We start from the raw sequence: 14,987 nt of genomic DNA, 5'->3' as shown, positions 1-14,987 counted from the left end.
GCACAGTTTGGCCTTGTTGGTTATTAAGTATATTCACGGGGATGTACGATATGTGATGGAAGCCAAAAAACCTTTCCAATTTCAGGGCGCCTATTTCAGTTCGGATAAAGGGGGATAGGGTCCAGCGCCAAGCAACTGGCGTTCGTTCATAGCACCTTTTCCGCCTTATAGCCAATTCCATACACCGTCTGCAATAGCGACTGATGCGGTTCGAGCTTCTTGCGCAGGCGCTGGATATGAATATCCACGGTCCGCGTTCCCCCTGCATAATCGAAGCCCCATACCTGCTCCAGCAGCTCGTCCCGTGTGTACACCCGCCCGGCATGTGACACCAGAAGCGACAGCACATCAAACTCCTTGGGTGTCAGATCCAGCGTTGTTCCCTCCAGTTCAGCCGTTCTGCTGGACGGACGCACGCGCAACGGTCCAAGTGCCGTTTCTGATCCTTCTGGTGCAGGCGCTCCCTCCCGTTCAAGCCTCCGTACCAGCGCCTTGATGCGGGCGAGCAGCTCTCGCAGATCAAAGGGCTTGCTCATAAAATCGTCCGCGCCCAGCTCGAGCCCGAGCACCTTGTCCACGATATCGTTTTTGGCAGTCAGCAGCAAAATGCCGATGCCCTTCCGACTTTCCAGACGGCGGCACACCTCATATCCGCCCAGCTTGGGCATCATCACGTCGAGCACCAGCACATCCGGGTGGAATAAACGGACTTTTTCCAATGCGTCTTCCCCGTCAACAGCGGTTTCTACCAAATAACCTTCTCTTTTCAACCCATAGGCTAGCGCATTTCGAATGCTGGGTTCATCGTCCGCTACTAATATTTTCTTATCCATGTCTTTTCCTCCCTGCCCCATAAACCAACCGTATCTGCCTACTTATGTTCCCGCAAATAATAATGGATCAGACAGGTATGGCATATGAACTGCTCGCGTGGATCGTTGAGATCAAAATCCGCAATGTCACGAATCCGTTCCAATCTGTATTTGACCGAATTACGGTGTATAAAAAGATAATTCGCCGTATCCATCAGACTACCCCGATTTTCCAGATAATAAAATAACGTTTTAAGCAAATCACTGCCATGAGACCGATCATACTGCTGGAGTTTGCCCAGCTTACGTTCAAACAAATCGGCAAATTCCTCTTTGTTCATTGCTTCCCCAAGCATATAGTGCATTTCGATATCTCCGAATTTACATACACGTCTATCGGGATACAGCCGCTGGGATACGGTGATGGCACGTCGTGCCTCATTATAGCTTTGCATCAGCTCCCACAGCTTTTTGGCACTTCCTATGCCTATATAATAATCGCCCGTTCCCAATGCTTTTTCACTGTTCCAGTTCTTCAGCGTTCCAGCCCAGGTTAGTCCCTGATCAGCGCCAGCCCCGTCATGATGGTCATTCGGATGAAGAGTAGGCAGAAATAATATTGCCCGATTGGAACGGAACTCAATATGAGAAACCACACGTCGCCGGGTGGATTCCTGAATCAGCAATCCGGACAGAATTTCTTCTGGCGGAGCGGTAGCGCTTTCCAGTACAGCGACCTCCCAATCATATGCCGGGTTAAATCCCAATTGACGCCCTCGGCGCTCAACCTCATGCCGCAACGGCACCGGAGGGGTCATCAGCTCATCAATAAAGTTACCCCGCAGTCGGCTTTCCGTATCTTCTACCGCCTTTTCACGCATTAATTCCAACGCCATGACCAGGCGTGCCTGCTCAATCCCCACCTGCTCCATATCATCCAGCTCGTTGCGGGCAATGACCAGCTTGGCAACCGTGCGTTTATCGACATTAATCGGAAAATAGCGGGAATCCTGCGCCTCCGCCCAATTCCACTCCTGTGGTGAAGTAACGATGGCTCGGCCTCCATTATCAATCAAAGCAACCGGGGCTTTAAGCAGCTCTGCAATATTATCGCTTACAGCCTGTATACCGCTGTTCTCCAGCACCATCGTTGTTAAGGTCCGATATATCTCTTCCGAGCGTCGCAGCAGCTCTGCCTGCCGATTCAACACTATATCCATGACTCGCTGTGTAATATCTGTATATGGAATATCGGCCGGAATCTCAATCACGGGCAGGCCACAGGCATTGCTTTCCTCCAGCGCACTGCGGGGAATTTCCTTGAGAAAGCGGGTCGGTTTGATCGCAAGTGCTGCGGCCCCGCCCTGATGCAATAATTGAATAATTTGACACAATACCTCAGGCTCATGACGGATGGAATAAGCGGTTGTCATCAATAGTACGCCTTCCCTGATCCAGCCCTTCAAGTCAGGGACCTCCATAATATCAATAAAACGGACAATCCGATTTAGCCCTTGCTCTCCGCTTAGTACCTTCGCCTCCTTCAATACGGGCATTGTCATAAGCTCCTGAACGGTTACACCCGGTATTTTCATATGGACAGACCACCTTGCTATTTATTTTGCGGTAACGGCACATATATATTTAGGATTTTGCAAAGTTCTCGCCTAACTTAATTTTCAGGATAGTGTACCAAAAAAGTTTACAAAACAAAACCTTTTACCGGATGGAACGCAAATAAACCGCCTTTTCAAGAAAAGGCGGTTTATTTCATACCCTATTATTTTATGAGCCAGGCTTATCCTGCCTGAACTTCCTCATTCTCCCGCTCCCAACGCACTGATGCGGCTGCGCCGAGCGCCACAATTGGATCAATGGCACGGATGCCCAGCCTGCGCTCCAGCTCCGGTGCGAAGTTCATCGTCACAAAACCCGTACAGGCCAGCACGATGGCCTCTGCGCCCTTCTCCTGAAGCCGCAGCGCCGCTGCCATTGCCGCCTCCTTACCTTGCGGAGTGTTCAGGTCCAGCGTCGTACGTACACCCTCGGGGCGCTCTGTGCCGATGTAAGACTCACCCAAGATACGGCGGATCAACGGGGGTGCCTTCTCCAAAATGGTTAACACACCGACACGGCTGGCCGCTGTCAATGCCAGATGCGCCGCGCAGGAGCCTGCGCCGTATACAGGTACATTCACCGCCTGACGGGTTTCCTCCAGTGCCGGATCAGCCGCGCAGCTAATGCCAATGGACGTGCAGCCCTGCTCGACGAGCTGTTGCGCTGCGACCACAATTTTAGGCACCGATTCCCGATCCGTTGCATCATCATAGATTCCCTGCGGCTGGTCAGGGATACACACACTGGTGACAGGCAGTCCGTAACGCTGCTCGATAACTCGGCCGTGAAGGCCAATAGCTACTTCGTCTTGCATGGTAAGCACTCTGATAATTCCGAGCATGATGAATTCCTCCCCGTTTTTACAGCTCCTGCTGTTTCTCATTCACCTAACGCTCCAGCAGTTGCCCTGCTTTCATAATCAGGCGGTCATCCAGATATACATCCGGTCGCTGAACGACACCGTCAATATGTACACCCGCAGCGATGGTCCCACCAAAAGTATTATTGCTGCCAAAAGCTACGTGAATCGTGCCGTATACCTTCTCATCTTCCAGTACAACACCTGTAATACGCGCTTTATCATTCGTCCCGATACCGAATTCGGCCAGCATTCTGCCGTCACCGTCGCCCAGTATTTCCAGCAGGGGCTGTCCGGCTTCCCCTTCTGCGGCTGTCAACCTGCCGTTTTCGACCATCAGCAGTAGCGGCTCCTTCAAGGCACCGATTCCCGCAACAGAGCCATCCACAACAATCTGGCCTTGCGCCGTCCCCTCGAGTGGAGCAATATACGCTTCGCCGGAAGGAAGGTTGCCGGATTCGCCAGGGTTCAGATACATGCCCGTGCTGGGCACGCCGTTGCGACCCTCAATGCTAAAGCTCAGGCTGTAACCATCCTTTTCAATCCGCACCTGCTTGGCAGCCGTCAATAATGCGGTCACCTCTTCGGTCAACGCCTTGACCTTCGGATAATCAGCAGCAATCGCCCCGTTCATGAACATGTCGTCCGTCATGCCAGGCATCGTCGCCAGACGCGCTCCAGACGCTGCGGCTTGCTTGCGGGCATGGGTATGCGTCAGCGAATACCGGGTGACACATACGACAACGTTGGAGCGGAGCATAGCTTCGGCGACAGGTGCCGGAGGCTCCTCCCCCGATTTGGAGCGTACCTTCATCGTCAAAATAGCAGCTTCAGCCCCCAGCGCCTTGCCAGCTTCATAAATGGACTCGCCCAATTCCTTTTTATCATCGTCCGTTACCACCAGAAGCGTCTCTCCAGCGGTAAGTCCCAGACATTTTTGCAATACATTTTTACTAATTTCAACACGTTGTTGGCTCATTTTTTTACCTCCTATTTTTATACAGTATAAGCTAACCTCCAAATATTTACATAGGAACGGAGCAGGCGGAATGGTGCTGGACAAGCGATAGCGATCGCCTGAAAGCTTTCCGTAGGAAAGCTCGCATCGTAAGCCTAAGCTGCTCCCGGATTTCTACCGTAGTGCATTCATTCCGGAAATCCGGGGGCAACAGCGATGGGAAGCATCACCATCCGCCTGTGTAGTGACCATCATGTAAATTTTCAGTCAGCTTATATGCTTACACCATTTCCGATACCAGCTTGCCGATCAGGGCATTGGACAATACGACTGGAACCCCCGCGTAACGCGCCGCCAGTTCTCTGTGAACATCCGTATACCCCATACAATCCAGCACGATAAGATCAGCCTGATCCTTGAACTGCCCGGCAGCATGGCGAAATTCCTCTTCACTGCTGCTGTAAGGCGAGGCCGCCGCAAACCCGGGATTCATTCCGTGAGGATTGAATTTGAGCTTGAGATTGTCCTTCTGCTCTTCCAGCGGACCAATCAGGCCGACCCGCCGTCCGCCAGACATCGCCTTAATCACAGGAGGAAGCACATGGTCCGGCTCGATCAAAAAGGCGGTTCGGGTATGCAATCCTGGAAATACGCCGGTACACAGCAATAAAATCGTACGAATGCCCTGTTCCTCCATGCGCGTAATTTTCTCCTGAAGCAGCGGCTGGATTTTTTCGCGTGATATAACTACCGACTCTCCAGTCGTCAGACGGGAGGTCAATACATATTCTCCCGGCGACGGAGAGAGATGCTCTTGTATATAAGCAAAAGAAAGACCGTCCAGCGCACCTGCCTGTATCAGTTCTGCACGTCCTTCCAAAGCCCGTTCCACGATAGGAGCCACATCTGTCCGGGGCGCTTGCCCAATCGTAATCATCCCAAGCTTATCCATCTTTAATCCCCTGCTTTCGTATCCATTTTATTTTACGCTCCTGACGACAAAGGGCAAGCCTGTGGCCTGCCCTGTTAGCATCAGCCGTGGTTTTTCGCACTGCCTGCTGTCTGAAGTATCTTCATGGAGCCGTACAATTCGTTAATTTTGACAAATTCCTGCGGGTCATAAAATGCACAAGTGCCATTCGTAAATTCCTTGGCCGTTTCAATGGAAAAACGTACAGCAGCCGCGATATCAATCTCATGACTCGCTCCGGTGCCACATCCTGGTACAGCAGCCTGCGCTGTAATAGCCACACCGACTACAGGCGCATTCGTCGCTACAGCAGGCTGCAAAATCGAATTAATATGGTATAAGTCATTACCGTACGGCGTGATATCCTGCGTGGTTACCGGAAAAGTAACAGGCAGTTGTCCCGTAGTCTGTTCCATCAGGCGCAGCAGATCCTCACTGACTCGCAAAATATAGCCTTCCTTCACCGTGGGTGAAATGGCGATTCCCTTATGGTTAATGACACGATTGCCCTTGGTTGTATCAATAGACAAAATAGCTTCCATCTCGGGAACAATCTCATGACGATTCATTTCCAAAAAATCCACAGGGGAGTCCATAAAATCAACTGGCTCATGCGGACGGGTAGGTGCATCCGGGCAAATATGTGTAGTTACGATCACATCACCCTTCAGCTTGTCACCTTTGATCTGCATATCCGCCAGCTTAAGCCCGGCAGCCACCGCCGCAATAGCTCCATCCGCATCAGATACAAGACCAATTCGGGAAGGACGTGCGCCGATCCCGCCCAGGCGTCCGACAATGCCGAATGTCGGTGCTGTACCTCCCGAGCTTTTACCTTCTGTACCCGGAATAAGCACTTGTATAAAATCCGTGCTTCCCTTGGCTCCGATTACCTGTTTTACGGTTACCACAATATCCTCGTATCCGGCGAAAAACTGCTTAACCCGCTCTCCGTTTACAAAGGCGCTGTCCAGCGCTTCGAATACGGTTAATGTCTGTTGAAGTGCCATCTTTGCATTCCTCCCGAAATCATTTATAGATAGGACAGTATAGGCTTATGAATAATTTGCTCAATCGGTTGCAGCAGCTTGGTGTTAAACATAGTTGTACTCAGCAGCAACTTTTCCTTCGGAACCGCAATGACAGCCAGTCGCAGTCCTTTCGCTACGGCGGCAGTGATTACAGGTCTGCCTGTATCCAGATCCAGTGTCATGACCAAATCTGGAAAAGTCGCCAGTCGCTCTCCGTCAAGCTCCAGGGACATGTACTCATTCCAGAAGGTCATTTCGTAGGCACGGCCGCTATAGGTAATACGAACCAATCCGGCATCAAAGCCCCCCGAAGTTTCAAGCTTGCATTCTGTTACTTCTCCTGAGACGATCACCTTGCCGCCCAGTTCAGCGACCACGGCTGCAATCGCTGCTTCGCCCTGATGAGCCAGCATCGCTTCTCCGACAGCAATTGCTCGGGAAATGGCTCCCGGCGCACCGTTGGCTCTCGCGTAAGTAGCCGTAACCGGATTCCGCGCAACCGCTACAAGTCCTCCAGCTTCTACCGAGGCTTTACGAACCAGCGATGCAGCATGGTCCAGAGAGCCTGAAATCCCTACCTCAATATAATGCTCTCCGCGTCCGCCCACCGCAGCCTGACGGCTAACGTAATCTGGCAGCTCGGTCAAATTCATAGAGCCCATTGCACCCGTCGGATGTGCCCGGCCATTGCATGCAAAATCCACAACCGGAATACCACTCAAAGCCGACTGAAACCAGCCGTTAATCGTTGTTTCGCCGCCATTTTCATTCGTATGCAAGGCCCGGACACCCTTTCCTGTCATGGAGGACACCATTTCCAGCGCCTTCACATAATGAACAGGCTTCACATATTTATTCGGAGCAGCCGGGGCACCAACGACAGCCACGGTGACGAAGAGATCGTCATCTGCGAAGCTTTCGACGGATACCAGCTTCGGCTGTCCCACTTCAAGAGCCAGCTTTCCGATCCGCAGACCTTCTTCAATCCAGCCTCCGCCTCCTCCGCCCAGAACAGCACCGCCATAAACGGCATATTCAGCAATTCTCTCATCCAGCTTCAAAGCGTCCATCTGCATCATCTCACTTTTTTAGTTTAAATACGGAATTAAAGAAGTTGTACAGCGCATCCCCTGCGATAAAACCTGCGGCCAGAATCGTCATGGAAGAAACGACCTCTTTTTTTGCAAAACGGGTTACGAGGAAGCGAATTGCGATGCCGGCCAGAACAGCCCAACACGCGTTCGCTGTCGCAATCAGTAGCCCTGTCGCGAACATAACACCCAGTTGGCGCTTGGAGCCACCTATGAGTTGGAGAATCGCTCCCGGTATCGCCCACAGCAAGAGCTGGCTTGCCACACCCGGTGTAGCTCCGGCCTGAATGGTGGATACATATACTTTATCAATCGGTGGCACCAGATTTTGCGCAAAATAACTCGGATAAGCCAGAGCTACAGTCACCAGTGCAACAGCGAAGGCGATCAGAGCCGTTATATACTGTTGCTTTCGACCTTCCCGTTCCAGCTCCTTATCCTTACCGTTGCCACGCAGGATATAGCCTGTTTTCAAATCAAAGCCCATATCCGCAAAGGCAGGACCTGTAGCCGCGCTAAACCCGGCCAGCAATGCCAAAGCCACTGGCGGAAAGCCGATCATCATACCGCCAAGCAAGGTAATGAAGGCGACCGCAAAGGCGGGGAACCACCCGGAATGCATGGCGGCAATGCCGACGATAATTTCATGCACGAACGCGGCAAAGGCTGCAAACACGATAAAGCCGATCAGCATGCCTACGGACATGTGCGTAACCAGTCCACCGATGATGGCGATCAGCAGGGAAATCGCCAGATACGCGATGAATCCGAGTCCAAGCGTACGACGAGCCTCTGCAATCGGACGGGTGTATTCTTCATCCTGCGAAGAGGCATGTACGGGAGCCCCATCCACGACAATGCTACTCGTGCCGGATGCTTCATTTGAAGCTTTATCCGAAAACGCAGCGGTACTGTCCTTTTTCTTGCCGGAACGGCCGAATACGAGTACAGCAGCCTGAATCAGCGCCACAATGCCCGCCCCGATCATCACTCCATGCGCAATGTATAGCGCATTTACATCAATCTGAAATAGCGGCATGGAATACTGGCGAATCAATAAGCCGACACCAAACATGCCCAAGGCCCAAATGTTACCGATAAAAGCAACACCAAAGGCAGACATCGGAATGCTGAGATAAGAGCCGACTACCCCGATCAGTGCGCCGACACCCAGCAATCCGGCACGCTTGCCGCCCTTGTCCCCGGCTCTGATGGATTCCGCTGTCGCAACACCCGGAGCCCAGGTACCCGAGGCGGGGAACAGTCTGGAATCAAAAATTTTGTACAGTATCGTTGCATCTGCGAACATAGCCAACGCCGCCCCCAGCAGCATGGGTACGACCAAATCAGGGGTTCCCATGAGATATGGAATTCCAATCGGAATCAGCAGGCTATTGGCCGCCCCGAAGGTAGCCGAGGAAATCGCCGTCTGGACCAGATTTTGACGATGTACCGATTTATAACGTAAAAACCAGTTAAACGGGATACGTGCAATCAGCATCGCGATTAACGCTCCGATGATGGCCGTATTTGGGGTCACCCCCAGGCTGGTTACGATCTGCATTCCGATAATAGCTCCCAGAACACTTGTAGCCACAATGAGAATAAATGCAAAAGGCTCAAACGTTTTCGGGTGGCGTTTTTCTTTTTCGTTTTCCATATGACCCTCCTGTGGCTTAGACATGATGTATTTCTTCCTCTATTGAGTAGGTTTAACTTATGTTACTGCAACTTTCCTTCCATAAACAATGTTCGTCCTGACCAAAACAAAGGCATGTTTATTGTGCATACAGGATAAAAGACGATATATATAGCGCTACCATGACATTTTATCCCTTTTCAATGTAAAGAAATATAACATAAGAAAATTCGCTCAATCCTTGGTATAAAAATACTCTATGTATAGATATGTCTGATCTAGTATATCCCTACAAAGCCTGTGCTGCTTAAGCGTGTCTTACTCAACCGCTTATGCTAAAATACTTCCGTATCGGCTATTCGCCTACAGGAGGGCATCACAATGAACCAATCCATTCTGATCGTGGAAGACGAAGAGAAAATTGCCCGGCTTCTGGAGATCGAGCTTGAGTTTGAAGGATATCAAGTATGCAAAGAAAAAAACGGAATTGACGGACTGGAGACATATTGCAAAGGTCATTGGGATCTGGTCCTGCTGGATATTATGATTCCCGGCCTCAGTGGCATCGAACTACTGCGGCGGATTCGTAAGGATGATGCGAGCATTCCTGTCATTTTACTGACGGCCAAAAGTTCTATTGCAGATAAGGTCGAGGGGCTCGATCTAGGAGCTAACGATTATATTACCAAGCCCTTTGTGATCGAAGAGCTGCTTGCACGTGTCCGCGCCGCGCTTAGGGTAGGTGCAACGAAAGAAGCCGTTCCCGAAGTGGAAGATGCATGGCTTCATGCCGGGGATTTACGCCTCCATGAAGGTACCCGTGAAGTTCTTCGCGGTGAGCACAGCATTGAGCTTACGCCACGAGAGTTTGACTTGCTCGTTCATTTGCTGAGACATCAACGGCAGGTGCTTAGCCGAGAACAATTACTGGAGAATGTATGGGGTATTGATTATTACGGCGATACCAACGTAGTGGACGTGTATATCCGATACGTGCGCAATAAAATTGACCCCACGCGCCAGCTCCCTGAGCTGATTCATACAGTACGCGGAATTGGCTATGTGCTGAAGGAATCGTTATGAAGCTGCAAAACAAGATCCATATGTACACCTCGTTATTACTCGCGATTTTACTTGTGGCCATTAACTTTTCGGTCTATTTCCTGTTCAGCCACCTTTCGATAGACAGCCGCAAAGATCAGGTAGAAGCCGCAGCGGACAACATGATTCGCGGCATTCAGCGCGCCCCCGCAGCGGTAGTCGCAGGGGATCTTCTTCGAGCCTATGTGCCACCAGACGGTATGCTTCGTCTAATGAAACCGGAGGGCGATTTTCTTTCCCCGATCACCTCTTCTTCGGAGCAATCTCTCAGTTTGATGAAGGCTGTTTATGATGAGACACGACAAGTACGCGTGATTACCCATGAAAACAACCGTTACATTCTTGTATCGGTTCCCATGATCTGGAGCGATGGAGAGGTCGTCAATCTTCAGATAACCGAAAGTCTGCAACCGACGATGCAGACGCTACAGGTACTCAGAATCGTACTTATAGCTGTCACAGGGATTGCGCTCATTCCTGTCGTGATCTCGGGAAGATTGCTCGGCAAACTCATTACACGTCCAATCACATCTATGATCAGCACGATGAAAGAGATTCAACGTAGCGGGAAATTTAAGCTCCTTCCGCTCAACTCCTCATCACGCGACGAACTGGTAGAAATGGGAGAAACGTTTAACGACATGATTGAATTGCTGGAGCGCAACTTTGTCCGGCAAGAACAGTTTGTCTCCAATGCATCCCATGAACTGAAAACACCCCTCACCATTATTGAAAGCTATGCTAGCCTGCTCAAACGCCGGGGACTGCAGCATCCCAAGATTTTCGCCGAGTCCGTTGAAGCCATCCATTCCGAAGCGATACGAATGAAGGAAATGGCAGAGCAGCTTCTTCTTTTGGCGAGAAACGAGGAGCAATGGAATATCGTGTTGGAGCCGGTTCGCCTGAGCAAAATCGTGACAGAGTTGAAGGTCACATTTGAAAATGCTTTTGCCCGGGAAGTGCAACTGGACGTGCAGGCGGACTGTATGGGCTACAGCGATGAAAATAAGCTGAAACAGCTACTGTTTATCTTTTTGGATAATGCACGTAAATACAGTGACGAGTCGATACACCTAACTATTGGAACCACGGGTGAGATGGCTCAACCTTGTATCAGAATCACAGACCAAGGGATTGGAATTCCGCAGGACAAGCTATCTAAAGTATTTGACCGCTTCTATCGTGTGGATGAAGCCAGAAGCCGCGAAGAAGGTGGAGCCGGACTAGGCTTATCGCTGGCTACAGGAATTGCAGAGGCCCTTCATGCTCACATTGGGCTAGAAAGTATTCAGGGAAGCGGAACGACAGCAACGATCATCCTCCCCGCCGTTCCCGCAGATTAACCAAAAGGAGAGAATAACGATGAAAGCCATCTATGCGTGGATGATTGGGGCGGCAGGGGCGGCTATACTGATCACACTTTACCTTCTGCAATCGCCTTGGGCACTGTCGCTATCAGCTTCACCGTTGGAGGAAAATGCGGCCATCCAGTCTGTATTGCATCAATATCCCGGCGAGGTGCTGGAATCCAAACGCTTGAATGATGCTTATCTGATCATGCTGCAGCGTCCCAAAGGAAAATACGAAATACAAGTCAACGCCTATAACGGCCATATTGACTCCATTCGACGAACACAAGCTTATACGGATACGACACAGGAGCCCCAGAAAAACACCCCAAGCTCCCCTAAACCTGATCCTGTATCTCTCGTCATCACAGAAAAGGAAGCGGCCCAGCTTGCTGCAAAGGCGGTGAACGGAGGAACCACAGATGATATTGAGCTTCATCGTAACGAAAAGAGCCTTTATTATCTCGTTGAGGTTGATGTGAAGGATGGGCGTGAGGCCGTGGTGCAGGTCAACGCGGTATCAGGCTCTATTGATTCTGTAACTTGGGAAAAAGAAAAACAGGACAACGAAGATTAATGATGACTCTCTTCTCATCATCGCTCATTTTCTCTCATCGTTTTCTAATGATTTTATTACGTTCCTCTCATTTTCAATAGATAAGCTGTACTCAAGCTTACATCACAAGGAGGAACTATACATGAAAAAAAACTATACATTAGGAATCATGGCGGCAACAGTTTTGCTCGGTGCTACAGTAGCAGGTGTTTCGGCGAATGCCGTCTGGGCAGCCAAGCCTGCGAATCTCATTGGAGCGACAGCCGCTGCCAATATCGCCAAAAAGGCTGTGGGCAATGGTGCTAAGGTTGAAGATGTAGAACTGGAACATAAAACCGGAAAAGCCTACTATGAGGTGGAACTTCAACAGGGTAATAAAGATTGGGACGTGGATGTGGATGCTTATACTGGAAAAACCCTTCGGTCCCATTCAAAGTTGGATGATAACTTGAATGCCAAGAAGCCCCTAAACAAGCCAAGTAATATCACCATAACCGAAAAACAGGCCGGACAGATTGCTCTTAAGACAGTACCCGGTACCCTTCTGTCTACCCAATTGGACAAGGAAGACGGACAATTTATCTATGACGTGAAGATTCTCACCAACGAAGGAACCGTTGACATCGAAATCCATGCGACATCTGGAAAAATCATGGATACGGACGATGATCATGATGATGACCGTTACGATGATAGTAATGATTAAATATCCAGACCCTATTCCAGCTTGCAAAATACAGAGTTAATTCAAAAGGAGTAGCGAACTTTCGCTGCTCCTTTTTTTATGGCTCTTGCAATATTTGAACTCACCTTCATCTTCCTCATGAATAGACTGATAACTAACAGAGGATTACCTTTTTCTATAATCACAAGTCAAGTGAGGTTCTTATGACGAAATCCTATACCAAAACACGGATTCGCAAAATTACCAGTCGTTTCGGTCTGATCCCAATAAAATCAAGCTTAGTCTCATCACTGTACCGAAAAAATGCAGTGATCCAGGTGAAAACGAAAAAGGGAACTTATGCATTAAAGCCCTTTAGCCGTACTAAGATGGTCCGCTCAAATACAATCCAACAGATGGAGCAGGCTGCAAGCATGATCAGGCTTTTGAAAAAGAGAAAGTATAGCTACATGCCCGCGTGGCTTCCAACACATTCCGGGAAGCTGTGGACTACACATCAAGAAACGCCATTTTATGTAAGTCAGTGGATCAAAGGACGGGGATTGGAGAATGCTGAAGATTTTGAAAAGCTTGGGTGGGCACTTGCCACGCTTCACGCCTCGTCCACTGGCTTGCATCGGATTGGAAGTGGGAAATCCCCTACGTTTCAGCAATTGCGGATATGGAAAAACCAGGACCGTCTTTTTCAAAGAAAAATATCACAAATCAGCCGTCATGACAAAGAATACGGCAACTGGTACAACGCTCACGGCAAAGACTGCAAACGTTTAGCTAAGCGGGCATGGAAGGATTTGCAGGACACATCCATTGTTAAGCTGCTTCAGAAGGAAAAGCGTTCCCCCTCTTTAATACACAGCGACATTACGATCCCCAATGTCATTATTTCAGATGATGGTCAACTCAAAATCATTGATTGGGATCGAGTTAAGGTCGGCTCAGTCTATGTAGATCTGGCAAAGGCCCTTATGAATACGACCCAATTCAATCCTGAATTTGTGCAATCCTTGCTGAAGGGATACCAAAAACGCAAACCACTAAGCCGAACTGAACGAAAAATGGTTACAGCCTTGTATAAACTGCCGCGCGAAGCGTGGCATGCCTCCCTACACCTGAATCGCTCAAGAAACCGCGAGATCCTGGACAATTGGGATCAATCGTGGCCCCTTCGTTTACAAATCATTCATATTTTGCAGGAATGGGCACATGCATAAAAGAAAGTGAGGATCAAAATGTCGATTTTATCGAACGTTGAGCAGATGTACGGAATCAAAATTCAACGTACTCGTCAAAAGAAGGACATACACAAGATTGAGACCGCCGGCATGACCTATTGTTTAAAGCCCTACAAATTCCCAGAAGATGAAATTCGTTTTATTACACGTGTGTTGTCCTTCCTGGATGAGCGCGGGTTTACCCGCAGCCAAAAGGTTTATCCGACAGTGCAGCAAACCGCTTATATGACCCATGAAGGCATTTCGTATACATTAACCAATTGGGTGGATGGAGGAAGACCAAAATTTACAAAGAAAATAGATTTCAAAAAGGGAATTTCCACCTTAGCCAAATTTCACTCCAGTGCCGTAGGCTTTCCTGTCACCGAGGCTCCGGCATCCAGAATACGTTACGAGGGCTTGGATGATGAGATAGCTGGATACAAAAAACGCCTCAGTCCCTACAAAGGCACAGAACATCTCGTGGCTCTCTGTGAAGAAGTGTCGAATCATTTACAGCAGACCAAAGTTCGAGAAGCAATCGACTCGGAGCAAAAAGCTGCCGCATTTATACATGGCGATTACAATTATCCCAATCTGATTAAAGACAGACAGCTCAAAATTCATTTAATCGATTTTGAAAATTGCTCCCTGCACGTAAGAATGAAAGACTTGTCCCATCTTCTTCATCGAAATTGTCTTTGGAACGGGACCAAGATGCTGCGCGCGGTCGACTACTATCAACGATATCGTCCGTTAAGCGCCCATGATTTACATTTGCTTCACACACTTTTGATCTCTCCCTATCATGTGGTCCGCAACATCAGAATAGGCGGCATCCGTTCTGCCAAACGTGTTATTCCATCATTCGTGCAGTTAAACAAATACCGACGTGAACTTAGAGCGCTGCTATAATCTGTCGGCTTGGAACTAAACAGGAAAACAGACCTAGCGGAGGAGGCCACTGAAAAACATGGTTCTTACAGATAGCTGAAAGAGAATCCATTAAAAAGACGACATTCATTCCTTTGTTTTTGAATGAGATGTCGTCTTTTTTTTGCTTCCTCATGTCTACGAGTGCTCCTCTTTTTAGCTCATCAACTTCAAG

At 49.3% G+C, this 14,987-nt stretch carries 15 protein-coding genes; 6 read left to right on the top strand and 9 right to left on the bottom strand.

What is annotated here, in order from left to right; translation table 11 throughout:
* Positions 1 to 146: 146 nt before the first annotated feature.
* The 8 genes from E0698_RS15615 to E0698_RS15580 all read right to left on the bottom strand — a co-directional run bounded on the left by E0698_RS15615 (position 147) and on the right by E0698_RS15580 (position 8,998).
* On the bottom strand, positions 147 to 833 hold the full coding sequence (locus E0698_RS15615) for a response regulator transcription factor (protein WP_192512146.1): 687 nt from the start codon (positions 831 to 833) through the stop codon (positions 147 to 149).
* Between the two features lie 38 nt (positions 834 to 871).
* Positions 872 to 2,407, bottom strand: coding sequence for a PucR family transcriptional regulator (locus tag E0698_RS15610; protein WP_192512145.1), 1,536 nt, complete (start codon positions 2,405 to 2,407; stop codon positions 872 to 874).
* Between the two features lie 203 nt (positions 2,408 to 2,610).
* A complete protein-coding gene (locus E0698_RS15605) occupies positions 2,611 to 3,270 on the bottom strand; it encodes an aspartate/glutamate racemase family protein (protein WP_192512144.1) in 660 nt (219 codons plus the stop codon).
* Positions 3,271 to 3,316: 46 nt separating this feature from the next.
* A complete protein-coding gene (locus E0698_RS15600) occupies positions 3,317 to 4,267 on the bottom strand; it encodes an aminopeptidase (RefSeq protein ID WP_192512143.1) in 951 nt (316 codons plus the stop codon).
* A 259-nt stretch (positions 4,268 to 4,526) separates the two neighbouring features.
* Complete coding sequence (locus tag E0698_RS15595; RefSeq protein ID WP_134910523.1) at positions 4,527 to 5,198, bottom strand: AroM family protein; 672 nt, start codon at positions 5,196 to 5,198, stop codon at positions 4,527 to 4,529.
* 80 nt (positions 5,199 to 5,278) lie between these two features.
* Positions 5,279 to 6,226, bottom strand: coding sequence for a DUF1177 domain-containing protein (locus E0698_RS15590; RefSeq protein ID WP_192512142.1), 948 nt, complete (start codon positions 6,224 to 6,226; stop codon positions 5,279 to 5,281).
* A gap of 23 nt (positions 6,227 to 6,249) precedes the next feature.
* A complete protein-coding gene (locus tag E0698_RS15585; RefSeq protein ID WP_192512141.1) occupies positions 6,250 to 7,317 on the bottom strand; it encodes a DUF917 domain-containing protein in 1,068 nt (355 codons plus the stop codon).
* Between the two features lie 10 nt (positions 7,318 to 7,327).
* Entirely contained in the window at positions 7,328 to 8,998 is a 1,671-nt protein-coding gene (locus E0698_RS15580) for an OPT/YSL family transporter (RefSeq protein ID WP_192512204.1), read from the bottom strand.
* 360 nt (positions 8,999 to 9,358) lie between these two features.
* Here E0698_RS15580 and E0698_RS15575 point away from each other — a divergent pair, with 360 nt between their 5' ends.
* The 6 genes from E0698_RS15575 (at position 9,359) to E0698_RS15550 (ending at position 14,794) form a co-directional block, all read left to right on the top strand.
* Positions 9,359 to 10,060, top strand: coding sequence for a response regulator transcription factor (locus E0698_RS15575; RefSeq protein WP_134910525.1), 702 nt, complete (start codon positions 9,359 to 9,361; stop codon positions 10,058 to 10,060).
* A complete protein-coding gene (locus E0698_RS15570) occupies positions 10,057 to 11,421 on the top strand; it encodes a sensor histidine kinase (RefSeq protein ID WP_192512140.1) in 1,365 nt (454 codons plus the stop codon). Before E0698_RS15575 ends, E0698_RS15570 begins: the two co-directional genes overlap by 4 nt.
* Positions 11,422 to 11,440: 19 nt before the next feature.
* Positions 11,441 to 12,004 (top strand): PepSY domain-containing protein, encoded by a 564-nt coding sequence (locus E0698_RS15565; protein ID WP_134910527.1) that lies wholly within the window; start codon positions 11,441 to 11,443, stop codon positions 12,002 to 12,004.
* 121 nt (positions 12,005 to 12,125) lie between these two features.
* On the top strand, positions 12,126 to 12,689 hold the full coding sequence (locus E0698_RS15560; RefSeq protein ID WP_149095315.1) for a PepSY domain-containing protein: 564 nt from the start codon (positions 12,126 to 12,128) through the stop codon (positions 12,687 to 12,689).
* Between the two features lie 182 nt (positions 12,690 to 12,871).
* A complete protein-coding gene (locus E0698_RS15555) occupies positions 12,872 to 13,879 on the top strand; it encodes an aminoglycoside phosphotransferase family protein (protein ID WP_192512139.1) in 1,008 nt (335 codons plus the stop codon).
* Positions 13,880 to 13,897: 18 nt separating this feature from the next.
* Positions 13,898 to 14,794 (top strand): phosphotransferase, encoded by an 897-nt coding sequence (locus E0698_RS15550; RefSeq protein WP_134910530.1) that lies wholly within the window; start codon positions 13,898 to 13,900, stop codon positions 14,792 to 14,794.
* Here the strand turns inward: E0698_RS15550 and E0698_RS26935 are convergent.
* The coding region (locus tag E0698_RS26935) for a hypothetical protein (protein ID WP_238354019.1) at positions 14,778 to 14,987 on the bottom strand (210 nt) is incomplete at its 5' end. The two genes, E0698_RS15550 and E0698_RS26935, sit on opposite strands and share 17 nt — an antisense overlap.

The sequence above is a fragment of the Paenibacillus sp. 23TSA30-6 genome (assembly GCF_014858585.1).
Classification (GTDB): domain Bacteria; phylum Bacillota; class Bacilli; order Paenibacillales; family Paenibacillaceae; genus Paenibacillus.
This window is presented reverse-complemented; position numbering and strand designations above follow the sequence as displayed.